Source organism: Flavobacterium channae (assembly GCF_021172165.1).
Classification (GTDB): domain Bacteria; phylum Bacteroidota; class Bacteroidia; order Flavobacteriales; family Flavobacteriaceae; genus Flavobacterium; species Flavobacterium channae.
In genome coordinates this window covers 2,728,007-2,751,454 of the sequence record NZ_CP089096.1, presented here as the reverse complement: position 1 = coordinate 2,751,454, position 23,448 = coordinate 2,728,007, and the positions used below count along the sequence as shown (strand labels likewise).

The window sequence follows — 23,448 nt, the reverse complement described above, 5'->3', positions numbered from 1 at the left end:
CATAATGTAAAAACGGAAAAGTAAAAGAGTTAAGTTTTATTAAAATCACTACTTTTGGAAATATAATTTATACCAATCGATGAAGTTTTTAAAATATCCACTGACCTTATTATACCGAATTTGGTTTTATATTTTGGTTTTGGTTCCTATAATCGTTTTATTTCCATTAATTTTTGCAACTATAATTAGCGAAAAAACGTATCCATTATTTTTTAAAATTGCTCGTATTTGGGCAAAAGTTATTTTAATAGGAATGGGTTTCAATTATTCTATTGAAGGTGATGAGGTTTTTGAAGAAGGTAAAAGTTATATGTTGGTGGCTAATCATACTTCAATGACAGATATTATGTTGATGTTGATTGCTGTTAAGAATCATCCGTTTGTTTTTGTAGGAAAGAAAGAATTGGCTAAGATTCCAATTTTTGGGTTTATTTACAAGCGTGTTTGCATAATGGTAGATAGAAGTAATAGCAAAAGTAGATATGCTGTTTTTGAAAGAGCTCAAAAAAGAATTCATCAAGGGTTGAGTATTTGTATCTTTCCAGAAGGAGGAGTTCCAGAAGAACATGTTGTACTAGATGAATTTAAAGATGGTGCTTTTAGAATTGCTATTGAACATGGTTTGCCAATTGTTCCAATGGTGTTTTTTGACAACAAAAAACGTTTTTCATATACATTCTTCAGCGGAAGTCCTGGAAGAATGAGAGCCAAAATATTTCCAATAATTGAAACAAAAGGAAAAACATTAGACGACAGACATGAGTTGAAAAAACAAGTTCGTCAAATTATTTTAACGCCATTAGAAAACGATTTAAAATAAAAAAGTCCAAACGCATTTGGACTTTTTCAGCTTCATTTTAAAAAGAAATGAAACATAACTTAACTAAAAATTTAAGCTTAACCAACAAAGCTTAAAAACTAAAACTTACACCAGTATACAACCCTATGAAATAAGGTTTAAAATTACTAGTGTTTTCACTAAACGTATTGATTTGGTATTTAAACATAGGTTGGAAATTAGCATTGAAGCTTTTCCAAAATGAATATTTAAAACCCAAACCGACATTACTACTAAAATGTATATTGTTTAAATTATTAGCTTTTCCAACTTCCATTTCTACACCATTTGCAACCAATGAAATATTGTTTTGGTTTAGAAATAAAGTACTCATACCGCCAATTAGTTCGATACCAAATTTTTTATCAATCAATTTGTAACTCAGTTCTAATGGAACTTCAATATAACTGATGTTTTGTTTTAAAGCACCTACGTTATTTTGAATCGAAACATTTTCAATATCGCCAGATAAAGTTTGTATTTCACTACTTTTTGAACTAAACACCATTTGACTCGCATCTGCATTTCTTGAAATTGCAGGAACATTACTTTCGGCACCACTCATTCTAGAATCAAAAATTACATCGTTTGTATTGTAACTAAGATTTATACTATTAACTCCAGTTTTTACACTCAATTTATCATTTATAGCGTAAATTCCAGCTAAACCATAACTTAAAGTAGTTGTGTAGTTTTTGCTATTTGAACTGAATTGCTCGTCAAGAGAAGAACCTTCTGCTAAGGAATTGAAATAAACAGGCGACGCGTTAGTGCTAATCGCCCATTTACTTCTTTTTTCTTCTTTTTCATCTTCATTTTTCCCAGCCTCTTTTTCTTTTAGCAATTCCTCTAACGGATTCGTTTCTTTCAAAACTTCAGCCACTAGAGTACTATCTTGAGTAATGATTTCATTTGAAACAACAACATTTGAATTGATTGTTTGAGTTGTAATGGAATCATTATTGTTGTTATTGACAATAGTTGAATTAGACGACTCTTTACCAAAGTAAGCATCAATACCTTCTTTATTAATTGAAGCCTTATCTTTTTTCTTATTGTCAACAACTAAATCAGTATCGTTTAAAATTTCATTCTCTACAATAGAATTGTTTTTGTTAGAATTGAATTTAGTTTTTCTTTTCGATTTGTTTTTTTGAACATTAGAAACAACAGCTGCGTCAGAATTTGTAAAAACAGCACGTTGTTGTTTGTTGTATTTTTTGTTTGTTTTTCGTCTTGAATTTTGATCAGCATTTGGTTCGGTGTATTTTTCAATTTTGTTGTTAGAAACCACAGAATTTTGTTGACCAGAATTGTTTCGAACTTTTTTATTTAGTAAATTCTTTTTAATTGTTGATTTGTTTTCTCTTCCGTTAAACTCTCGATAGGAGTTCTCTTGTTTTTGATATGAGTTTTCTGAATTGGTTTCAGATTCTGAACTGTTTAATTCAGAATCGTAAACTATTGCATTATCATTATCAATCGAAGAATTTGTTTCTAATCCGTTTTTATTTGTTGAAGATTCATCAGCATTTACAATTGTGTTTTCAAAATTTGGAACATTTTCAGTTTCATTATTATTTGCTGTAAAATTCCAAATTAATCCACCAACTAAGAACAAAGAAGCAGCTATTCCAGAATAGCGGAACCAAATTGGTATAACGCGTTTCTTTTTCTTCTTTTCATTAAGTCGACTAGCGATAATATCCCAAGATTCTTGAGGCGGTGTGGCTTCAAAATCTTTGAATTTCTCCTGAAATAATCGTTCTATATTTTTATTGTCTTTCATCTACTTTTTTTTACATCAAAACTATTATTTGATTCAATTTTATTCTTCAAAATTGCTTTAGCTCTTGCTAAATTTGATTTCGAAGTACCAATGTTAATTTCTAACATTTCTGAAATTTCTTTATGTGAGTATCCATCTAAAACATAAAGATTAAAAACCAATCGATACCTATCTGGTAATTCTTGAATGATTTTTGTTAGAAATTCCAAACTCACATTTTCATCGTCAATTTCTATTTCTTCTTCATCAGGAATTTTTTCAGAAACTATTTCAAAAACATTTTGTTTTCTGTATTGTTGTAAAACATAATTTATAACAACTCTTTTTGCCCAACCTTCAAAAGAACCTGTATTCTTATATTGACTTATTTTATCAAAAATTATTAAAAAACTTTCTTGTAAATTATCTTGAGCTTCTTCATAATTACGCGAATACTTCAAACACACAGTAAACAATTTTGGCGCTAGTAAGCGATAAATTTGCTCTTGTGCTTTAGTATTGTTGTTACTACATTCATGTATTAATTGCTCTAAGATCAATTTACTAAGTGTTAATTAACAGGAATATCATATTCTAAAAATGTGTCATTACCTTCTGTGTCTTCTCCAGTCCAAAATTTAAAAATGTAATTTCCAGTATTTGTAACTTTAAACGTAAAAGTTTCTTGAACTAAAACATTTTCAACAGGAGCACAATTGCCTCTTTCTTCAACTAAATTTTGTACTGCACAAGTTCTAACATTCAAGTCTTTTTCATAGTAAATCCCATACGGCGAATGACAATTTGTAGGTCTGTAATATTCCATCGTAATTTGATAAACTGCTCCAAGTTCAAATTCAGCTGGCATTTCAACTGAATGAACAGGTAAAATTTCAACATGAAAATCGTTGTCATCTAATTGACAAGAATTGAACAAAAACAGAATACTTACTAATAAAACTAATTTTTTCATTTTAATGATTTGTTATATAAGATAGATTCAAATTTAATTAAAAGGTTGCGTAACCTTAAAAAAAAATCACGCACTAGGCGTGATTTTTCTAAACGTTATTTTCTTTAATGGTTTCTTTGATTTTTTGTTCCAATTCGTCCATTAATTCTGGATTGTCTTTTATTAAGGCTTTAACCGCATCACGACCTTGTCCTAATTTTGTTTCACCATAACTAAACCATGAACCGCTTTTTTTGATAATTTCAAATTCTACAGCCAAGTCTAAAACTTCACCTACTTTAGAAATCCCTTCTCCATACATGATGTCAAATTCAGCAGTTCTAAATGGTGGTGCTACTTTGTTTTTTACAACCTTTACTTTAGTTCTGTTTCCTAAAACATTATCACCATCTTTAATTTGTGTCGATTTACGAATATCAATACGAACTGAAGCATAAAACTTCAACGCGTTTCCACCCGTTGTTGTTTCAGGGCTTCCAAACATAACACCAATTTTATCACGTAATTGGTTAATGAAGAAAACAGTACAGTTTGTTTTATGAATAGTTCCTGTTAATTTTCTTAATGCTTGAGACATCAAACGAGCGTGTAATCCCATTTTAGAATCACCCATGTCGCCTTCGATTTCACTTTTTGGAGTTAAGGCAGCAACCGAGTCAATTACCACAACATCTACAGCTCCAGAACGAATTAAACTTTCAGCAATTTCTAATGCTTGTTCTCCATTGTCTGGTTGCGAAATAATTAAATTGTCAATATCAACCCCTAATTTCTCAGCATAAAAACGGTCAAATGCGTGCTCGGCATCAATAAATGCTGCAATTCCACCCGCTTTTTGAGCTTCTGCAATGGCGTGTAATGTTAACGTGGTTTTACCTGACGATTCTGGTCCGTAGATTTCTATGATTCTTCCTCTTGGATATCCATTTACTCCAAGAGCCAAATCAACACCTAATGAACCTGACGGAATAGCTTCTACTTCTTCAACAGCGCTATCACCTAATTTCATTACGGTTCCTTTTCCGTACGTTTTGTCAAGTTTGTCTAATGTTAGTTGTAAGGCTTTTAATTTTGCGTCTTTATCTGAGCTCATAATAAAATATTTTTCGTAAAAATACATCTTTTTTTATTCGATACAAAAAATGTTAATATGTTTTGATAGGCTATTAAAGATTTGATTTTTAATCAATTTTATTACCTTTGTGCCCGAATTCTTCCATTTAGAATTCATAACATAATTCTGTACAGACGTGATTTATCACGTCTCTAATCTTAAAACGTTTATAGCATGCAACTGTATAACACTTTAAGCGCAGAAGAAAGAGCTCAATTAATTGATGAAGCCGGAAAACAACGTCTTACATTATCTTTCTATGCGTATGCCAAAATTGAAGATCCCAAAAAATTTCGCGACGATTTATTTATCGAATGGAACAAACTCGATGCTCTTGGTCGAACGTATGTAGCCAAAGAAGGTATCAATGCTCAAATGTCGGTTCCAGCCGAAAATTTTGAAGCTTTTAGAGAAACTTTAGAAGCTTACGATTTTATGCGTGGCATTCGATTGAATGTTGCTGTAGAACACGACGACCATTCGTTTTTAAAATTAACGGTAAAAGTTCGTGATAAAATTGTAGCCGATGGTTTGAACGACGAAACGTTTGATGTAACCAATATTGGAGTGCATTTAAAAGCGAAAGAATTCAATCAAATTTTAGAAGATCCAAACACGATTGTAGTAGATTTTAGAAATCATTACGAAAGTGAAATCGGTCATTTTAAAGGTGCAATTACTCCAGATGTAGAAACTTTTCGTGAATCGTTACCAATTATTAACGAACAATTAAAAGATTTCAAAGAAGATAAAAACTTGGTGATGTATTGCACCGGAGGAATTCGTTGCGAGAAAGCATCGGCGTATTTCAAACACCAAGGTTTTAAAAATGTTTTCCAACTTGAAGGCGGAATTATTAATTACGCCAAACAAATCAAAGAAGAAGGTTTGGAAAGTAAATTCATTGGAAAGAACTTCGTTTTCGACCACAGATTAGGGGAAAGAATTACCGACGATATCGTTTCGCAATGTCACCAATGTGGAAAACCTTGCGACAATCACACGAATTGTTTGAACGATGGTTGTCATTTATTATTCATTCAATGTGACGAATGTAAAGCAGCTATGGAAAATTGTTGTTCTACCGAATGTTTAGAAATCACGCATTTACCATTAGCCGAACAAGTAAAACTTCGTAGAGGAAAACAAGTAGGAAATAAGGTTTTCCGAAAAGGAAAATCAGAAAATTTGAAATTCAAACATTCAGGAGAACTTTCTGACAAACCTTTGGCTGTAGCCCAAAAAACCAAAGACATTCGTCAAAAAATAAAAGTAAAAAAAGTATTGCTTGGTAAAGCCGAACACTATTATGTGAAAGCACAAGTAGGACTTTTCGTTATAGAAAATCAAGAGTTAAATCTTGGTGACAGCATTCTAATTTCGGGACCAACAACTGGAAACCAAGAATTGATTCTAGAAAAAATGTTCGTAAACGGAACTGAAAATTCATCAGCTAAAGTTGGCGATAAAGTAACTTTTGAAGTGCCTTTTAGAGTAAGATTATCCGATAAATTATTTAAAATTATCAGCTAATGACAACTTCTGGAAGAATAGAATTAATGGCGCCTGCAGGAAATTTCGAATCCATGCAAGCAGCTTTAGATAATGGTTGCGACTCAATTTATTTTGGTGTAGAACAATTAAACATGCGAGCTCGTGCAACTGTGAATTTCGTTTTAGATGATTTGCCAGAAATTGCGCGTCGTTGCAACGAAAAAAACGTTAGAACCTATCTAACTTTAAATACCATTATTTACGATCATGATTTATCGATTGTAAAAACACTTTTGACTAAAGCTAAAGAAGCAGGAATTACAGCCGTAATTGCATCTGACCAAGCGGTGATTATGACGGCTCGTACGATGGGAATGGAAGTGCATATTTCTACCCAATTGAATGTAACCAATATAGAAACGGTAAAATTCTACGCCATGTTTGCTGATACGATTGTTCTGTCTCGCGAGTTGAGTTTACGCCAAGTAAAGAAAATCACCGATGATATTGAAAAAGAGCAAATAAAAGGACCAAGTGGCAATTTAGTTGAGATTGAAATCTTTGGTCACGGAGCTTTGTGTATGGCGGTTTCAGGAAAATGTTATTTGAGTTTACATTCGCATAATTCTTCTGCTAACAGAGGCGCTTGCAAACAAAATTGCCGAAAAAAATACACGGTTATTGATCAAGAATCGGGATTTGAAATTGAGATTGACAACGAATACATGATGTCTCCAAAAGATTTGTGCACGTTGGATTTTCTTGACCAAGTAATCGATTCAGGAATAAAAGTTTTGAAAATTGAAGGTCGTGGTAGAGCTGCTGATTATGTTGCAACAGTTATCAAAACGTATCGCGAAGCTATTGACTCGTATTACGAAGGAACTTTTACTAAAGAAAAAATCAATACTTGGATGGCTGCTTTGGCAACGGTTTATAATCGAGGTTTTTGGAGTGGTTATTATTTGGGACAAAAATTAGGCGAATGGTCTGATAACCCTGGCTCAAATGCAACTCAACGAAAAGTATATGTTGGAAAAGGAATGCATTATTTTCCAAAATCGAATATTGCCGAGTTCAAGATTGAAGCTTATGATATTAAAAAAGGCGACAAGATTTTGATAACCGGACCAAGCACTGGAGCTCAAGAATTAATTTTAGATGATTTCTTTGTTAATGATGCATCTTCAGAAAAAGCTACAAAAGGAGATAGTTGTACATTGAAAGTTCCATTTAGAATTCGTTTATCGGACAAAATGTATAAAATTGTAGAAAACTAATGGTTGTTGTTACGCTTCAAAGAGACAAATGTATTGGTTGCAATTATTGTGTTGAAATGGCTCCGGCGCAATTTCAAATGTCAAAAAAAGACGGAAAATCTGTATTAATTAAAGCGGTCGATTCTAAAGGATTTCACACATTAAAATCGCCAGATCACGCAATAGTAGAGAATTGTGAATTAGCAGCAAAAGCTTGTCCAGTACATATAATTTCCGTAAAAGAAACATAATTTTTTAAGTTTAAAATACTAATAAAAGACCTATTTCGTTTTAAATGAGATAGGTTTTTTTGTTTTGTAAAACTTCAAAAGGCTAATTTGAAAGTTTCCATAAAAAATCAATATCTTTACGCTCAAAAACATTTTGAAACGTAGTCCTTTTGAGGACAATCACTATATATTTAAATTATGGCATGTACAAACTGTTCAACCGCTGATGGTGGTGCACCAAAGGGGTGTAATAATAATGGGACTTGCGGCACCGATAGCTGCAACAAACTTTCGGTATTTGATTGGTTGTCAAACATGACATTACCAGGAGGGCAGGCGCCTTTTGATGCGGCTGAAATCCGTTTCAAAAATGGTAGAAAAGAATTTTTTAGAAATACAGAAAAGCTAACTTTAGCAATAGGAGACATTGTAGCTACAGAAGCTTCTCCGGGTCATGATATTGGGATAATAACTTTAACAGGCGAATTGGTTAAAATTCAAATGAAAAAGAAAGGTGAAAATCCTGATAAAGAATTAGCTAAAATTTATAGAAAAGCTTCACAACGCGATATTGATATTTGGACAGAAGCTCGAAATAAAGAAGAAATTGTGCGTATGCGTGCAAGAGAAATTGCCATAAATTTAAAACTAGAAATGAAAATTTCTGATGTAGAATTTCAAGGTGATGGATCAAAAGCAACGTTTTATTATACAGCAAATGATCGAGTAGATTTTCGTCAATTAATTAAAGAATTTGCACAAGAATTTAAAGTAAGAATCGAAATGAAACAAGTTGGTTTCCGTCAAGAAGCAGCTCGTTTAGGAGGAATTGGTTCTTGCGGAAGAGAATTGTGTTGTTCAACTTGGTTAACCGATTTTAGAAGTGTTAATACTTCAGCAGCTCGTTATCAGCAATTGTCATTAAATCCACAAAAATTAGCAGGTCAGTGTGGTAAATTAAAATGTTGTTTAAATTACGAATTAGATACTTATTTGGATGCGCTTAAAGACATGCCAGATATTGATACTAAATTATATACGGAGAAAGGTGATGCGTATTGCCAAAAAATCGACATATTTAAAGAAATTATGTGGTTTTCTTATGCAAATGCACCAGCACAATGGTTAGTATTGCCTGTGTCTAAAGTAAAAGAAATCTTGGCTGTTAATAAGAAAAAAGAACGTGTTGCTGCTTTAGAAGATTATGTAGTTGAAACAGTTCAAGAGGTAGAGAAAAAATTTGAAAATGTTGTTGGTCAGGATAGTTTAACACGTTTCGATCAGCCTAAGAAAAAGAATAACAATAAAAATAAAAAACGTAAACCATCAAATTTTAAAAATGCTCCAAAAAAAGAATAAACTTATTGGGTTAATGATGTTGTCAATGCTTTTTTTCTCTTGTGATAAAAAGCAGTTTTTTAGCGAATACAAAGAGTTAGACGGCACATGGAAAAAATCGGACACTTTGCGTTTTGCATTTGAACAAAATGATACTGTAAACCCGTATCATTTGTTTTTAAATGTAAGAAACAATAACGATTATCCGTTTAATAACATGTATTTGATTGTTACTTTAAAAGAGCCAGGAAAAAAACCTACGATTAAAGTGGATACTTTAGAATATCAAATGGCAAATCCAGATGGGACTTTAATGGGTGAAGGTTTTTCGGATATTAAAGAAAGCAAACTGTGGTATTTAGAAAATTTTATTTTCAAAAGACCAGGAAAATATAACGTTGAGGTAGTTCAGGCGGTTAGAGAAACAGGAAAAGTAGATGGTGTTGCTGAACTTAACGGAATTACAGAACTAGGATTAAGAATTGAAAAAATAAAATAGTATGGCTACTAAAAAAGCAAATACAAACGATTTTTCAGAGTACAAAAGAAAATTTTGGCAATTATTCGCTTATGGATTTTTAGGGGTAATCTTATTATTCCTTTTTGCTTCATGGGGATTTTTCGGAAAAATGCCATCGTTTGATGATTTAGAAAATCCAGATTCAAATGTTGCAACCGAAATTATTTCTTCAGATGGAGTTGTAATTGGTAAATTCTACAAAGAAAATAGAACACCTGTTAAGTATGAAGAATTGCCTCAGCATTTAGTAAAAGCTTTAGTTGCTACTGAAGACGAACGTTTTTATGAGCACTCAGGTATCGATGCTAAAGGAACATTAAGAGCCGTTGTTCGTTTAGGTAGAGATGGTGGAGCAAGTACATTAACACAACAGTTAGCAAAAAACCTTTTCCATGGTGAAGGTTCTAAATTTATTTTATTCAGAATTATTCAAAAAGTAAAAGAATGGATTATTGCTATTCGTTTGGAACGTCAATATACAAAACAAGAAATCATTGCTTTGTACTTGAACCAAGTAGATTTTGTTAATGGTGCAGTTGGAATTCGTTCTGCAGCAAAAATCTATATGAATAAAGAACCAAAAGATTTAACTATCGAAGAAGGCGCTTTATTCGTTGGAATGTTAAAAAACCCATCGTTGTATAATCCAAACAGAAAAAAAAGAGCCCAATTAGTATTAGATAGAAGAAATACAGTTTTGGGACAAATGGTTAAAAACGATGTAATTACTGAAGCTCAAAAAGAGCAGTTAAAAAAGTTGCCAATCAAACTGGATTTCAGACCAGAAAGTCATTCTGAAGGTAGTGCAACTTATTTCAGAGAGTACTTAAGAGATTACATGAAAAAATGGATTAAAGACCATTTAAAACCTGATGGAACAGAATATGATTTGTATCGTGATGGGTTAAAAATTTATACTACTATCGATTCTAAAATGCAACAATATGCTGAGGAAGCGGTAACCGAACATTTAAAAAATTTACAAAAAGAATTTTTTATAGCGGCTAAAGGAAAAGAAAACGCACCTTTCGTAGACATTACTCCAGAGCAAACGCAGCAAATCATGATGCAAGCCATGAAAAATTCAGAACGTTGGAGAAAAATGGACTTGAATGGCAAGACAAAAGATGAAATAATAAAATCTTTTGAAGTTCCTGCAAAAATGAAAATCTTTACTTATGAAGGTGAAAAAGATACCATCATGAAACCTAAAGATTCTATCATTTACTACAAACACATGTTACAAACCGGTATGATGGCAATGGAGCCAAGAAACGGTCACATTAAAGCATGGGTTGGAGGAGTTAATTATAAATATTTCCAATACGATCACGTAGGTCAAGGAGCAAGACAGGTAGGGTCAACATTTAAGCCTTTCTTATATGCAACTGCTATTGAACAATTGGGTATGTCGCCTTGTGATTCAATTATTGATAGTTATTTTACAATGCCAAAGGGTAAATGGGGAATTGATGCTGATTGGTCGCCTAAAAATTCAGATGGAAATTATAGAGGAACCATTACGTTACAAAAAGCACTTGCCAATTCGGTCAATACGGTTTCTGCAAAATTAATTGATAGAGTGGGTCCACAAGCTGTAGTTGACATGGCAAAAGAATTGGGTGTTACTTCAGATATTCCAGTTCAACCTTCAATTGCGTTAGGAGCAGTTGATATTACAGTTGAGCAAATGGTAGGTGCCATGAGTACATTTGCTAATCAAGGAGTTTATGTAAAACCAACATTCATTATCAAAATAGAAGATAAAAATGGTGTGGTTTTAGATCAGCCAACTCCAGTTACAAAGGATGTAGTTAACAAAGATGTAGCCTATACAGTAATTAAATTAATGGAAGGTGTAACTCAGTCTGGAACAGGAGCAAGATTGAAATACGGTGGTGGTGGTTTTATCCAATACGATTATAGTTTTGGAAACCCAATTGCAGGAAAAACAGGAACTTCTCAAAACAATTCTGATGGATGGTTTATCGGAATGGTGCCAAATTTAGCTACTGGAATTTGGGTAGGAAATGAAGATAGAGCAGCTCACTTTAGAGCAACAAGATTAGGACAAGGAGCTACTATGGCATTACCAATTTGGGGTCTTTTCATGAAGAAATGTTATGCTGATAGCGATTTAGATGTTTCTAAAGAACCATTTGAAAGACCCGAAGATTTATCGATTAAGGTAGATTGTTGGACACCTAAAAAAGTAGTAGATTCTACTGCAGTTCCAACAGACGAACCTGACATGGATGAATTTGGATTATAAAAAACAACAACAAACTAAATATGATTTCTAGAAAAGTTAACAACGTTAAAGAGGCTTTAGAAGGCATTCAAGACGGACAAACCATCATGTTAGGTGGTTTTGGTCTTTGTGGTATTCCTGAAAATAGTATTGCTGAATTAGTTCGTAAAAATGTAACCAATCTAACTTGTATTTCAAACAACGCAGGAGTTGATGATTTCGGATTGGGATTACTATTACAAAAACGCCAAATTAAAAAAATGATTTCTTCGTATGTGGGAGAAAATGCAGAGTTCGAACGTCAAATGCTTTCAGGGGAATTGGAAGTGGAATTAACACCACAAGGAACCTTAGCGGAAAAATGTCGTGCTGCACAAGCCGGAATTCCTGCATTCTTTACGCCAGCAGGTTACGGAACTGAAGTAGCGGAAGGAAAAGAAGTTCGAGAATTTAACGGAAAAATGCATGTTTTAGAACACGCTTTCAAAGCTGATTTCTCTATTGTTAAAGCATGGAAAGGTGACGAAGCAGGAAATTTGATTTTCAAAGGAACAGCTCGTAACTTTAATGCACCAATGGCTGGCGCAGCAAAAATTACTATTGCTGAGGTAGAAGAATTGGTACCAGCTGGTACTTTAGATCCAAATGAAATTCACATTCCAGGAATTATGATTAATCGTATTTTCCAGGGTGAGAAATTTGAGAAAAGAATTGAGCAAAGAACCGTTAGACAAAAATAATTAGCCAATGTGCAAATGAGCCAATGTGACGATGAGCCAATTAGTCAATAAAATAATTGACATATTGATACATTCTCAAATTGACACATTAAAATAGGCACATTGACACATTATCAAATTGACACATTACATTATGGCATTAGATAAAAATCAAATCGCAAAAAGAATAGCACAAGAAGTTAAAGATGGTTATTATGTTAATTTAGGAATCGGAATACCAACTTTAGTTGCCAATTATGTTCGTACAGATATTTCAGTTGAATTTCAATCAGAAAATGGTGTTTTAGGAATGGGACCTTTCCCTTTTGAAGGTGAAGAAGATGCCGACATCATCAATGCTGGAAAACAAACTATTACTACTTTACCAGGAGCGAGTTTCTTTGACTCAGCATTTAGTTTCGGAATGATTCGAGCTCAAAAAGTAGATTTAACCATTTTAGGAGCTATGGAAGTTTCTGAAAACGGCGATATTGCCAACTGGAAAATTCCAGGAAAAATGGTAAAAGGAATGGGTGGCGCTATGGATTTAGTAGCTTCGGCAGAAAATATTATCGTAGCTATGATGCACGTAAATAAAGCAGGAGAATCTAAAATCTTGAAAAAATGTACGCTTCCATTAACGGGTGTTGGTTGTGTGAAAAAAGTCGTTACGGAATTAGCGGTTTTAGAAATCACACCAAAAGGATTCAAATTGTTAGAACGCGCACCAGGAGTTTCAGTAGAAGACATCATCAAAGCAACAGAAGCCGATTTAATCATCGAAGGAGAAATTCCAGAAATGAAAATCGATTAGCCAATGAGGCAATTAGTCAATGTGTCAATTTGCTTAACTATAGTTCAATTGAAACATCGACACATTAAACAAATATATAAGCCATGATAACATTTCAAGAAAAGTACAAAAACAATTTAATTCTTTTAAAATCATTTGAATTTGCTAAAAAAGTAGTTCAATACACAGAAAAATTAGAAGAAGACAGAAAGTATGTAATCGCCAATCAACTATTAAAATCAGGAACTTCAATAGGAGCAAATATTAAAGAAGCTCAAAATTCTGAAAGCAAAGCAGACTTTATTCATAAAATGAAAATTGCAATGAAAGAAGCCGATGAAACCGAATTTTGGTTATTTCTTTGTAACGAATTAGAAAATTATCCAAATGCAGAAGAATTACTAACGGAAGTTTTTGATATATTAAAAATTACAAATAAAATCATTTCAACAACCAAAAAAATTAGTCAATAAGGCAATGAGACAATATGCCAATTAATTGATGAGTTAGCAATTTAATAATTGACTAATTTTCAAATTGACACATTGTATCGGCACATTGACACATTTTCAAATTGACACATTAACATGTTCCCAAAAGTAATTTTAAAATCAGGCAAAGAAAAATCTATACAACGTCGTCATCCTTGGATTTTCAGCGGTGCAGTTTATGGCGTAAGTCGTGAAATTAACGATGGTGAAATGGTTGATGTTGTGGATGCAAAAAATAACCATTTAGGAACAGGTTATTTTAGCGATAAAGGAAGTATTGTTGTCCGAATTTTGACTTTTGGTGATGAAGTTTTTTCTGAGAATTTTTGGGTAACCAAACTACAATCGGCTTGGTATTTACGCACCCAAATATTGGATTTTGAAGTTACGAATGCTTTTCGTGTGATTCACGGAGAAGGCGATGGGATTCCTGGATTAATCATTGATTATTACGATAATAATTGGGTAATTCAAGCGCATTCCATTGGAGTTTTTCTTCAAATGGAGAAAATAGCTGAAGCCATAAAATCCAATTTTCCAGACTATTGCGAAACTATTTATTGCAAAAGTTCAGGAACTTTACCAAATACAGGAACTGATTATTTCTTATTCGGAAATAAAGTAGAAGCAGTTGCAAAAGAGAACAACATTTTGTTTTCGGTAAATTGGGTAGAAGGTCAAAAAACAGGTTTCTTCTTAGACCAACGCGAAAATAGAAAGTTACTAGGCGAATTTTCAAAAGGCAAAAAAGTACTAAACACCTTTTGCTACACAGGCGGATTTTCAATTTACGCCATGAGTGCTGGAGCAGAATTAGTAACTTCGGTAGATATTTCTCAAAAAGCTGTGGATTTAGCAGCCAGTAATATGGAATTAAATTTCCCAAAAGCCAATCATAAAGCTGTTGCTGACGATGTGTTCAACTTCATGAAGGAGAATCATCAAATTTACGATGTAATTGTTTTAGATCCACCAGCTTTCGCGAAAAGCATCAAAAGTAAACACACCGCAACGCAAGCTTACAAACGTTTAAATATTGCCGGATTAAAAGCTTTAGCTCCAAACGGAATTTTATTCACATTCTCGTGCTCGCAAGTCATTGACGATGTTTTGTTTTACAATACGGTTGCCGCCGCCGCGATTGAAACAGGAAGAAACATTAGAGTTTTACACAAATTAGAACAAGGGCCAGATCACCCAACCAATATTTACCATCCAGAAGGTCATTATTTAAAAGGATTGGTGTTGTTTGTGGAATAGATTTCAAAGTGTTAAGTAATCTGTCCTACTAAATTTGTATCGATTTTTTTAGGATGGTAGTTTTCAAAACTAAAAAGATGTTCAAAATTGATTTTTTTAAAATTTTCGATGAAGTTATTTCCATTTTTCAGGAATAGTTGCATTATCGCTTTTTTCTTTGTTAAATACAATTTCATCCATTATAGAATTTCTAAATCTAAAAGAGTTATCTTCTAATTTGGTTATTTTTTTCCCTTTTGCAATTTCTTTCAGATCATAGCTAAAGTTGCAAGGAGGGAAGTAAATTTTAATTGCAATATTTGGATAATGCGTCTTAATAAATTCAAGTGGAGGAACTAAATCACTATCTGCGGATATTAATATAATTTTATCTACCAGTCCTAATGCGCTGTCACCAACCATATTAACAGAAATGTTAACATCAGTTCTCTTTTCTTCTGGTTTCGAAAAAGATATTCCACAACCAGAACAAGTAATTTGTTTATCATAATATTTCCCTCTAATAACTTCAAATCGATCTTCATTTAATAACGAATTAGCTTTAAATAAGGCGCTTTGACGACTTTGTTTGTTTCTGTTTAAAGGAGGGGCAGTAAAGTATTTAACTTTTTCGAGAACTTCACCATTCATTAAAAATTGCTCACTTAATTTTACAAAATCTATCCAATAGAATTTTTTCCAATTTGCATCCATTCTGGATTTGTTTCGCAAACCATAGTAAAAATTAAACCCATCAATGTAAACAATAGTTCTCATAAATTTTTACAAAAAAAAAGCTACCTAAGTCGGTAGCTATACTTTACTTGACAGTAAAGCGTGACGTTTATGGTGCAAAATTAGCACATAATTTTATTTTTTAAACAAAAGTTGCGTTATTTTAACACAACTTTATCTAATATTGAATTTATTTAAATAATAAAATCTATTGATTTTATTTATAATATTTATTAAATAAATTTATTACTAATTAAAAAACTATATATCAACAACTCTTTTATTATTTACAAATTCATAAAGAAATCGTTTCCTTTATCATCAGTAATAATAAACGCAGGGAAGTCTTTTACTTCAATTTTTCTTACGGCTTCCATACCTAATTCTGGGAAATCAACAACTTCAACCGATAAGATATTTTCTTTTGCTAAAATTGCAGCAGGACCACCAATCGAACCTAAATAGAATCCGCCGTGTTTTTTACAAGCGTTCATTACGTCTTTGCTTCGGTTTCCTTTAGCTAACGTAATCATACTTCCACCAGCCGCTTGGAATTCGTCAACATAAACGTCCATTCTTCCAGCAGTCGTTGGACCAAAACTTCCTGAAGGCATTCCGTCTGGAGTTTTTGCAGGACCAGCATAATACACTGGATGATTTTTGAAATACTCTGGCATTGGTTTTCCAGCATCTAATAATTCTTTGATTTTGGCATGCGCAATATCACGAGCTACAATCAAAGTTCCGTTTAATTTTAAACGTGTTTTGATAGGATATTTTGACAATTCTGCCAATACTTCTTGCATTGGTCTGTTCAAATTAACTTCTACAGCAGGTTCTAAATGTGGAGCTGTATCTGGTAAAAATTGACCTGGATTGGTTTCTAATTGTTCTAAGAAAATACCATCTTTTGTAATTTTTCCTTTAATATTTCTATCGGCAGAACATGATACTCCCATTCCAACAGGACAAGATGCAGCATGACGAGGTAAACGAATAACTCGAACATCATGCGTTAAATATTTTCCACCAAATTGAGCACCTATTTGACTTTCTTGACAGATGATTTGAATTCTTTTTTCCCATTCTAAATCGCGGAAAGCTTGTCCAGACATGTTTCCAGAAGTTGGTAGATGGTCATAATAACCTGCAGAGGCTTTTTTAACAGCAGCTAAATTTGCTTCGGCAGATGTTCCACCAATTACGATTGCCAAGTGATACGGAGGACATGCTGCTGTTCCTAAATCCATAATGCGCTCGCGAATGAATTCGTCTAAAGATTTTTCATTCAACAACGATTTTGTTTTTTGATATAAGAACGTTTTGTTTGCCGATCCACCACCTTTTGTTAAAAACAAGAATTCGTATGAACTTCCTTTTTTAGCATAAATATCAATTTGAGCTGGTAAGTTTGAACCCGAATTTTTCTCTTCAAACATCGAAATCGGAACAATTTGCGAGTAGCGAAGATTTTTATTTTGGTACGTATTGTAAATTCCTTTAGACAACCACTCGCCATCATCAACACCAGTGTACACGTTTTCACCTTTTTTAGCAACTACAATCGCAGTTCCAGTATCTTGACAAGAAGGCAATTGCCCTTCAACGGCTACTGAAGCATTTTGCAATAAATTATAAGCTACAAAACGATCATTATCTGTTGCTTCCGGATCATCGATAATATTTCGTAGTTTTTGTAAGTGAGCAGAACGCAACATAAACGAAACGTCGTCCATGGCTTCTTGCGCTAATAATTCTAACCCTTTTGGGTCGACTACTAAGATTTCTCTATCGCCTAATTTTTCTACTTTTACGTAATCTGAAGTTAATTTTTTGTAGTGCGTATCATCTTTTAAAATAGGATACGGGTCTTGATATAAAAAGTCCATTTGTGTATGTTTTGAAAGGTAAAGTTACGGATTTTTGATGGGAATGAAAAAATGAATTTTGGTTAATTGGTATTGAATTAATTACTCTAATCTCATCGTTTTAAGTATAGGATTAGCGATAACAAAGTTAAAGCCAATATCTTTTATTACTGAAGTATTGTTTTTGTAGATAATTTGATAGTATCTGCCATCAGTATAAATACTTTTTATTTTTTCATCTCCCCAAGAAAAAAAATCTAATTTGTATTTCTGATTAAAATTCAATTTTACATCTTTTGCTTTTGAAAGAAGAATTTCTAAGAAAAAAATTTCCGAATCCTTAAGTTTTATTGAATCATCAAAAGAGCAATTCATCAATTTTTCATTAAAAATGAAGTTTTGATTGTAATTAATATTTACTTGCTGATATAGATAACTTAGCTCAGTTAAAGCTTTCTTTAAATCAATTGGACATTCAATGTAAGACGAAATAGTTTTTACAATTTTACCATTTTTAATAAAAGTAATATAGTTTGTTTGCGAATCTGTTGCAGAGTATGTGTATACGTCTTTTAATTTTTTAAATTCAATTTTATCGAAAATATTAAAAATTTGTTTTATTCTGTTTTTTTCTATTTCAGCAGTGTAATTTCCATCAAAAACTGTATTATGACCAGTGGCTTTAAAAAAATATTCACCATTTCTATTTATGTAAGTTGAGTTAATTGGACAATCTCCAAAGCAGGGTCCTCTGTCAATTATTATTGCATCATAAAAAGTACTATTTGAATAGTTAGAAGTTCTTTTTACAAATTCATATTTTTTATCTTCATTTGATAATTTAATAATTAAATTATCTTTAACCTTTTTTAATATTATAGTATCATTTTTATTAATGCTCTTATTGAAATAAATCAATTTATTTCCAGTATAAATATATTTAGTTTTTGATCCTAAATAATAACTACTATAATTGTATTGAGTATTTTCTATTTCTCCAAATCTAGTTTTCGTTTCAATAGTATAAAAAAAAGGTTTTTTAAAATCGATTATACTATCATTACAAATATTAAAGCCTTCTATATCTAAATGTCTTAAAAGTGATTTTTTCTGATTTTTTTTAGAATCTAATTCTCTTTCAAAATACCAATTACCATAAATTTCTTCATTCTTGTTTTTAGAACATGAGAAAAATATTATAAAACAGACGATTAAACATAATTTTTTCATTGACTAATTTTAAAGTAAAAACGAGCTTGATATTAATTTATTATCATTTAAAAAAACCAACTTGCCACAAAAATCGCTGTAATTACACAAATTAAATCTACTAAAAGCATGGTGCCTAAAGTGTATCGGGTATTTTTAATTTTTACCGAACCAAAATAAACTGCAATTACATAAAAAGTAGTTTCGGCACTACATTGAAAAATAGAACTCAATCTTCCGGTTAACGAATCCGCACCAAAAGTACTCATGGCATCCAACATAAAACCACGTGAACCACTTGAACTGAATGGGCGTAACATGGCAACAGGTAAGGAATCGGTAATTTCTTTACTAACTCCAATATTGGAGAAGAAAAACGAAATTCCATTACTCATAATTTCAAATAAGCCACTGTTTCTAAAAAATGAAATGGCAACTAACATTCCCATAACATAAGGAAAAATGGTTACACCTGTAGTTAATCCGTTCTTAGCACCCGAAACAAAAGCATCAAAAATGGTGGTTTTATCCTCAACAAATTTCTTTTCTTTTACAAAGGCATAAATTAATGTAATTCCAATTATGGCAACCAACATTAATCCAGATAAGTTGGATGTAAAAAAGTTCTTTTCAACCAAGTTTAAACCGTTAATGTAAAATAACAAACCGGCAATCGCAGCAATAACAGTCATTAACCCTACAACAAGTGTTGCACTTCTAAAATTAATTTTTTGTCTTATTCCAACAATAATCATTGCTGCAATTGTTCCAATGAATGACGTAATAATACAAGGCAACATTACATCGGCTGGGTTAGCTGCATTAGCCGCAGCACGATAACCAATAATTGAAGTTGGGATTAAAGTTAAACCAGCTGCATGTAAACACATAAACATGATTTGGGCATCGCTGGCCTTATCTTTTTCAACATTCAATTCTTGTAGACTTTCCATAGCTTTTAATCCAAATGGAGTAGCTGCTGAATCCAATCCTAAAAAGTTAGCGGCAAAATTCAAAGTCATATAAGAAACCGACTCGTGATTTTTTGGCACGGATGGGAAAATTTTAGAGAAAAACGGACTTAACTTTTTGGCTAATTTTTCTGAAGCTCCAGATATGATAAGTAATTCCATTAAACCACAGAAGAATGCTAAATAAGCCATAAGTGGCAAAATGATATCAAATAAACTGGTTTTACAAGTAGGTAATAATCCATCTGATTTTTGTTTACCACTATAAATTTTTACCGTTTGATTTTTAAACACATAAGTTGTGTCAATATTTAAAGTATCTCTATTAAGGTTATAAGTTTTGTCTTTTGATTTTTGAATACTATCTTTTATGAATACAGGAATTTCATCAATGAATTTTTCAGAAATAAGTATAGGATCGTCTTTTTTACCATTCAATACATAATCGATAGAATAATACTGAGAAGAAAACAGTCCAAAAACAATAAAAAAGATGGAAGAAACAAATATGACTAACCAAAATCTACTTAAAACCATATGCTTGTATTTTTTCGTAAATGTAATATTAAAACAAAAAAGAACAATGTTTTTAAAAAAATATAAAGAATTAGGGGTTTTAATAAATAATTATATATTTGTAAAATTAATATCAACATAACCTACTAACTATTATGAAAATCAGAAAATTACTGTTTGTTTTTACGCTTACTTTTTCGGGTTTTGTTTTTTCGCAAACCAAGGAAGATGCAGTAAAAATAACCAAAGATTACGATTTAGTTAAAATCAAAGAATTAGAAGTTGCTTTAAAGAAAAAAGAAGCAGCTGAAAAAAAAGCAGCATATGAGGCAGCTGAAAAAAATGGTTGGCCAATTATCATTAAAAATGAAGATGGAACTTTTCAAGAATTAATGAAATTAACTCCTGATGGTTTCCCTATTTATTATTCTACTGACAATGTAAATGCAGCAAGATCAACAAGAACAAATTATCTTAATACAGGTGGTGGCTTAGGCTTATCTTTAGACGGTCAGAATATGGTTGCTCGTGTATGGGATGGAGGAACAGTTAGAAGAACACACAGAGGATTTGAAACAGGAAGAGTTACAACGGTTGATGATGCTTCAGGAACTAGTTACAATGATCACTCTACTCATGTTACAGGAACAATTATGGCTAATAGATGGAGTGTTGGTTCTAATAGTATTAAAGGAATGGCTACTCAAGCAACAGCAAGAACTTTTAACTGGACAGATGATGAATCAGAAGCGCTTTCAGAAGTGGCAATGGGAATGTTACTTTCAAATCATTCATATGGAGTGCCGTTAGTGAGTAATGGAAATACTTTACCTGCTTGGTATGTGGGTTCATATGTAGAAGATTCAAGGGTTTGGGATGAAATTGCCTTCATTTCTCCTTATTATTTGCCCGTTTATTCTGCAGGAAATGATGGAACAAATAATAATACAACTCCAATTGCTCCTGGATTTGATAAATTGGTTGGAAATAAAGTTTCAAAAAATGTTTTAACAGTTGCCAATGCAGAAGATGCTACTATTAATGCTGATGGTACATTAAATAGTGTAATAATTAATTCAAGTAGTAGTCAAGGTCCAACTGATGATCGAAGAATTAAACCAGATATTGCAGGCAACGGAACAGGAGTAAATTCTGTTGTAAGCACAACAGACATAGCTACTGGGCAAATGTCGGGAACTTCAATGGCTGCTCCAAATGTTACAGGAACATTATTATTGTTACAACAACATTCTAAAAATCTTACTAATAGTTTTATGAAGGCTGCAACTTTAAAAGGATTAGCTTGTCATACAGCTGATGATGCAGGTGTTGCAGGACCAGATCCAAAATTTGGTTGGGGATTATTGAATGCTAAAAAAGCTGCTGAAACACTTTCAAATAATGGACTTTCTTCTTGGGTTTCTGAAGAGAGATTAAATCAAGGACAAACTTTTACAATGACTGTTGCATCTACAGGTGGAGCAAATAATCCATTAATAGCTTCAATTACCTGGACAGATGTACCAGGTGAAGCAAACAACGGTCAGAGATTAACACCAAATGATCCATTTAGAGCATTAGTAAATGATTTAGATATTAGGATTACTAAAGATGGAAATACATATTATCCTTGGAGATTAGATGTAGCTTCACCAACATCTCCAGCACTAAGAAATGGTGATAACAATGTTGATAATGTTGAAGTAATAAAAATTGATGCTCCAGCTGCTGGTAATTATGTAATCACAGTTACTCACAAAGGAAATTTAGTTAATGGTGGTCAAAATTATTCATTAGTAGTTACAGGAATTGCTTCAAGCATTGCACTTATACCTACTTCTGATAATTTAGAGTTATGTAGTAATCAAACGGCATCATATACATTTAATTATAAACAAACAGGAGCAGGAACAACTAATTTTTCTGCAACAGGAATTCCTGCAGGAGCAAATGTTTCTATTTCACCAACAAGTTTAAGTGCTGATGGAACTGTTACTATGACTGTTTCAAATTTAGCAGCAGTAATTCCTGGAGAATATAATATTGGAATTGTTGGAAACAACGGAACAGAATCAGAAACAAGAACAAAAGTTTTAAAAATTTACAGTTCAACATTTAGTCCAGTTGTAATGGTTTCTCCTTCAAATGGATTCAATGGAACAGCTACAACAGTTAATTTGGATTGGGATGCTAATATTAATGTTGAAAGTCAAATTGTTCAGGTTTCAACAAGTCCTTCATTTACAACTTTTGTTGTAAATCAATCAACAACTGCTTCAAATTATATTGTTTCAGGTTTATTAGAAGATACATTATATTATTGGAGAATTGTACCATCAAACAGATGTGGTGCTGCAACTGAAAGTTCTGCGGCTGTTAGTTCTTTTAGAACAGGAATTTTATCTTGTGGACATACTTTCTCTGCAACTGATTTTTCAAACGCAACTGTAGCTGATGTTGCAAATTCAAGTGCAAGTGTTCCAGTAACAATTACTGGAGGTCATACAATTGGTGAAATGAGAATTTCATTTGCAATGACACATACTTATGTACAAGATATGACAATTGTATTACAAGGACCAGCTTCTATTGGAAGTCCAATTATTACATTATTAAACCAACCATGTGGAGATAACGATGACATTAATTGTAGATTTGTAGATTCAGGAACTGATCCTGCTTGTACTGGTGTTCCTGCAATTTCAGGTGATATTGCACCACTTGATCCTTTAAGTAATTTAAACGGATTAGCTGCTGATGGAGTTTGGACTTTACTTGTTGATGATCCATTTAATGGTGATGGTGGAACAATTAGTAACTTTACTATTGAAATTTGTGCGGTTACGGCTTCATTAAGTTCTAATGATAATGTTTTAAATTCATTAACTGTGTATCCAAATCCTGCAAAAGGAATTGTTAATATTGATTTAGCTGGAGCTGTTACAGGTGATACTACTTATGAATTATTTGATGTTCAAGGAAGAAAAGTTATTACTAAGGTTTCTTCAAATAATATTGAGACATTAAACGTTGAAAATTTATCTGACGGAATTTATATGTTAAGCATTCAAAATGGAAGTGCTAAAACAACTAAAAAAGTGGTTATCAATAAATAATCATAT

20 protein-coding genes are annotated in these 23,448 nt (G+C 32.4%); 12 read left to right on the top strand and 8 right to left on the bottom strand.

The window, feature by feature from the left end:
- Nucleotides 1–79: 79 nt before the first annotated feature.
- Nucleotides 80–820 carry a lysophospholipid acyltransferase family protein gene (locus LOS89_RS12790; protein WP_231835628.1) on the top strand — a complete coding sequence of 247 codons (741 nt, stop codon included), beginning with the start codon at nucleotides 80–82 and terminating at the stop codon, nucleotides 818–820.
- Nucleotides 821–911: 91 nt separating this feature from the next.
- On the opposite strand, the gene LOS89_RS12785 is transcribed toward LOS89_RS12790, so the two are convergent.
- The 4 genes from LOS89_RS12785 to recA all read right to left on the bottom strand — a co-directional run bounded on the left by LOS89_RS12785 (nucleotide 912) and on the right by recA (nucleotide 4,672).
- Nucleotides 912–2,627: a hypothetical protein gene (locus LOS89_RS12785; RefSeq protein ID WP_231835627.1), complete on the bottom strand. Its 1,716-nt coding sequence runs from the start codon at nucleotides 2,625–2,627 to the stop codon at nucleotides 912–914.
- Nucleotides 2,624–3,166, bottom strand: coding sequence for an RNA polymerase sigma factor (locus LOS89_RS12780; RefSeq protein ID WP_231835626.1), 543 nt, complete (start codon nucleotides 3,164–3,166; stop codon nucleotides 2,624–2,626). The genes LOS89_RS12785 and LOS89_RS12780 overlap by 4 nt, the downstream gene beginning before the upstream one ends.
- Nucleotides 3,167–3,177: 11 nt before the next feature.
- Nucleotides 3,178–3,579, bottom strand: coding sequence for a hypothetical protein (locus LOS89_RS12775; RefSeq protein ID WP_231835625.1), 402 nt, complete (start codon nucleotides 3,577–3,579; stop codon nucleotides 3,178–3,180).
- A gap of 88 nt (nucleotides 3,580–3,667) precedes the next feature.
- On the bottom strand, nucleotides 3,668–4,672 hold the full coding sequence (gene recA / locus LOS89_RS12770) for a recombinase RecA (protein WP_231835624.1): 1,005 nt from the start codon (nucleotides 4,670–4,672) through the stop codon (nucleotides 3,668–3,670).
- Between the two features lie 195 nt (nucleotides 4,673–4,867).
- Between recA and trhO the strand changes: the two genes are divergently transcribed.
- The 10 genes from trhO to LOS89_RS12720 all read left to right on the top strand — a co-directional run bounded on the left by trhO (nucleotide 4,868) and on the right by LOS89_RS12720 (nucleotide 15,048).
- On the top strand, nucleotides 4,868–6,226 hold the full coding sequence (gene trhO, locus LOS89_RS12765) for an oxygen-dependent tRNA uridine(34) hydroxylase TrhO (protein WP_231835623.1): 1,359 nt from the start codon (nucleotides 4,868–4,870) through the stop codon (nucleotides 6,224–6,226).
- Nucleotides 6,226–7,467: a peptidase U32 family protein gene (locus LOS89_RS12760; RefSeq protein ID WP_231835622.1), complete on the top strand. Its 1,242-nt coding sequence runs from the start codon at nucleotides 6,226–6,228 to the stop codon at nucleotides 7,465–7,467. The genes trhO and LOS89_RS12760 overlap by 1 nt, the downstream gene beginning before the upstream one ends.
- Nucleotides 7,467–7,697, top strand: a complete 231-nt coding sequence (locus LOS89_RS12755) for a ferredoxin (RefSeq protein ID WP_231835621.1) — start codon at nucleotides 7,467–7,469, stop codon at nucleotides 7,695–7,697. Before LOS89_RS12760 ends, LOS89_RS12755 begins: the two co-directional genes overlap by 1 nt.
- Before the next feature lie 177 nt (nucleotides 7,698–7,874).
- Nucleotides 7,875–9,035: a PSP1 domain-containing protein gene (locus tag LOS89_RS12750; RefSeq protein WP_231835620.1), complete on the top strand. Its 1,161-nt coding sequence runs from the start codon at nucleotides 7,875–7,877 to the stop codon at nucleotides 9,033–9,035.
- Nucleotides 9,016–9,513, top strand: coding sequence for a gliding motility lipoprotein GldH (locus LOS89_RS12745; RefSeq protein WP_231835619.1), 498 nt, complete (start codon nucleotides 9,016–9,018; stop codon nucleotides 9,511–9,513). The genes LOS89_RS12750 and LOS89_RS12745 overlap by 20 nt, the downstream gene beginning before the upstream one ends.
- 1 nt (nucleotide 9,514) lies before the next feature.
- Complete coding sequence (locus LOS89_RS12740; protein WP_231835618.1) at nucleotides 9,515–11,806, top strand: penicillin-binding protein 1A; 2,292 nt, start codon at nucleotides 9,515–9,517, stop codon at nucleotides 11,804–11,806.
- A 20-nt stretch (nucleotides 11,807–11,826) separates the two neighbouring features.
- A complete protein-coding gene (locus tag LOS89_RS12735) occupies nucleotides 11,827–12,525 on the top strand; it encodes a CoA transferase subunit A (protein WP_231835617.1) in 699 nt (232 codons plus the stop codon).
- 133 nt (nucleotides 12,526–12,658) lie between these two features.
- Nucleotides 12,659–13,318: a CoA transferase subunit B gene (locus LOS89_RS12730; RefSeq protein ID WP_231835616.1), complete on the top strand. Its 660-nt coding sequence runs from the start codon at nucleotides 12,659–12,661 to the stop codon at nucleotides 13,316–13,318.
- Between the two features lie 83 nt (nucleotides 13,319–13,401).
- Nucleotides 13,402–13,770 (top strand): four helix bundle protein, encoded by a 369-nt coding sequence (locus tag LOS89_RS12725; protein WP_231835615.1) that lies wholly within the window; start codon nucleotides 13,402–13,404, stop codon nucleotides 13,768–13,770.
- 114 nt (nucleotides 13,771–13,884) lie between these two features.
- Nucleotides 13,885–15,048 carry a class I SAM-dependent rRNA methyltransferase gene (locus LOS89_RS12720; RefSeq protein ID WP_231835614.1) on the top strand — a complete coding sequence of 388 codons (1,164 nt, stop codon included), beginning with the start codon at nucleotides 13,885–13,887 and terminating at the stop codon, nucleotides 15,046–15,048.
- 114 nt (nucleotides 15,049–15,162) lie between these two features.
- Here LOS89_RS12720 and LOS89_RS12715 read toward each other — a convergent pair whose 3' ends face one another.
- From LOS89_RS12715 to LOS89_RS12700, 4 genes are all read right to left on the bottom strand, one after another.
- Nucleotides 15,163–15,804, bottom strand: a complete 642-nt coding sequence (locus LOS89_RS12715; RefSeq protein ID WP_231835613.1) for an NYN domain-containing protein — start codon at nucleotides 15,802–15,804, stop codon at nucleotides 15,163–15,165.
- 245 nt (nucleotides 15,805–16,049) lie between these two features.
- Nucleotides 16,050–17,651: a fumarate hydratase gene (locus LOS89_RS12710; RefSeq protein WP_231835612.1), complete on the bottom strand. Its 1,602-nt coding sequence runs from the start codon at nucleotides 17,649–17,651 to the stop codon at nucleotides 16,050–16,052.
- A gap of 81 nt (nucleotides 17,652–17,732) precedes the next feature.
- On the bottom strand, nucleotides 17,733–18,860 hold the full coding sequence (locus LOS89_RS12705; RefSeq protein WP_231835611.1) for a DUF6438 domain-containing protein: 1,128 nt from the start codon (nucleotides 18,858–18,860) through the stop codon (nucleotides 17,733–17,735).
- A 47-nt stretch (nucleotides 18,861–18,907) separates the two neighbouring features.
- A complete protein-coding gene (locus tag LOS89_RS12700; RefSeq protein ID WP_231835610.1) occupies nucleotides 18,908–20,347 on the bottom strand; it encodes a spore maturation protein in 1,440 nt (479 codons plus the stop codon).
- Nucleotides 20,348–20,481: 134 nt separating this feature from the next.
- Between LOS89_RS12700 and LOS89_RS12695 the strand changes: the two genes are divergently transcribed.
- A complete protein-coding gene (locus LOS89_RS12695; protein WP_231835609.1) occupies nucleotides 20,482–23,442 on the top strand; it encodes a S8 family serine peptidase in 2,961 nt (986 codons plus the stop codon).
- The last annotated feature ends 6 nt before the right edge of the window (nucleotides 23,443–23,448 follow it).

Bases quoted from the DNA above. Each gene is read 5' to 3' on its own strand.
- LOS89_RS12760 (WP_231835622.1), top strand. From the start codon at position 6,226: ATGACAACTTCTGGAAGAATAGAATTAATGGCGCCTGCAGGAAATTTC.
- LOS89_RS12715 (WP_231835613.1), bottom strand. From the start codon at position 15,804: ATGAGAACTATTGTTTACATTGATGGGTTTAATTTTTACTATGGTTTG.
- LOS89_RS12735 (WP_231835617.1), top strand. From the start codon at position 11,827: ATGATTTCTAGAAAAGTTAACAACGTTAAAGAGGCTTTAGAAGGCATT.
- LOS89_RS12695 (WP_231835609.1), top strand. From the start codon at position 20,482: ATGAAAATCAGAAAATTACTGTTTGTTTTTACGCTTACTTTTTCGGGT.
- LOS89_RS12720 (WP_231835614.1), top strand. From the start codon at position 13,885: ATGTTCCCAAAAGTAATTTTAAAATCAGGCAAAGAAAAATCTATACAA.
- LOS89_RS12775 (WP_231835625.1), bottom strand. From the start codon at position 3,579: ATGAAAAAATTAGTTTTATTAGTAAGTATTCTGTTTTTGTTCAATTCT.
- LOS89_RS12710 (WP_231835612.1), bottom strand. From the start codon at position 17,651: ATGGACTTTTTATATCAAGACCCGTATCCTATTTTAAAAGATGATACG.
- LOS89_RS12755 (WP_231835621.1), top strand. From the start codon at position 7,467: ATGGTTGTTGTTACGCTTCAAAGAGACAAATGTATTGGTTGCAATTAT.
- LOS89_RS12700 (WP_231835610.1), bottom strand. From the start codon at position 20,347: ATGGTTTTAAGTAGATTTTGGTTAGTCATATTTGTTTCTTCCATCTTT.
- LOS89_RS12790 (WP_231835628.1), top strand. From the start codon at position 80: ATGAAGTTTTTAAAATATCCACTGACCTTATTATACCGAATTTGGTTT.
- LOS89_RS12785 (WP_231835627.1), bottom strand. From the start codon at position 2,627: ATGAAAGACAATAAAAATATAGAACGATTATTTCAGGAGAAATTCAAA.
- LOS89_RS12725 (WP_231835615.1), top strand. From the start codon at position 13,402: ATGATAACATTTCAAGAAAAGTACAAAAACAATTTAATTCTTTTAAAA.
- LOS89_RS12750 (WP_231835620.1), top strand. From the start codon at position 7,875: ATGGCATGTACAAACTGTTCAACCGCTGATGGTGGTGCACCAAAGGGG.
- LOS89_RS12745 (WP_231835619.1), top strand. From the start codon at position 9,016: ATGCTCCAAAAAAAGAATAAACTTATTGGGTTAATGATGTTGTCAATG.
- trhO (WP_231835623.1), top strand. From the start codon at position 4,868: ATGCAACTGTATAACACTTTAAGCGCAGAAGAAAGAGCTCAATTAATT.
- LOS89_RS12730 (WP_231835616.1), top strand. From the start codon at position 12,659: ATGGCATTAGATAAAAATCAAATCGCAAAAAGAATAGCACAAGAAGTT.
- LOS89_RS12705 (WP_231835611.1), bottom strand. From the start codon at position 18,860: ATGAAAAAATTATGTTTAATCGTCTGTTTTATAATATTTTTCTCATGT.
- recA (WP_231835624.1), bottom strand. From the start codon at position 4,672: ATGAGCTCAGATAAAGACGCAAAATTAAAAGCCTTACAACTAACATTA.
- LOS89_RS12740 (WP_231835618.1), top strand. From the start codon at position 9,515: ATGGCTACTAAAAAAGCAAATACAAACGATTTTTCAGAGTACAAAAGA.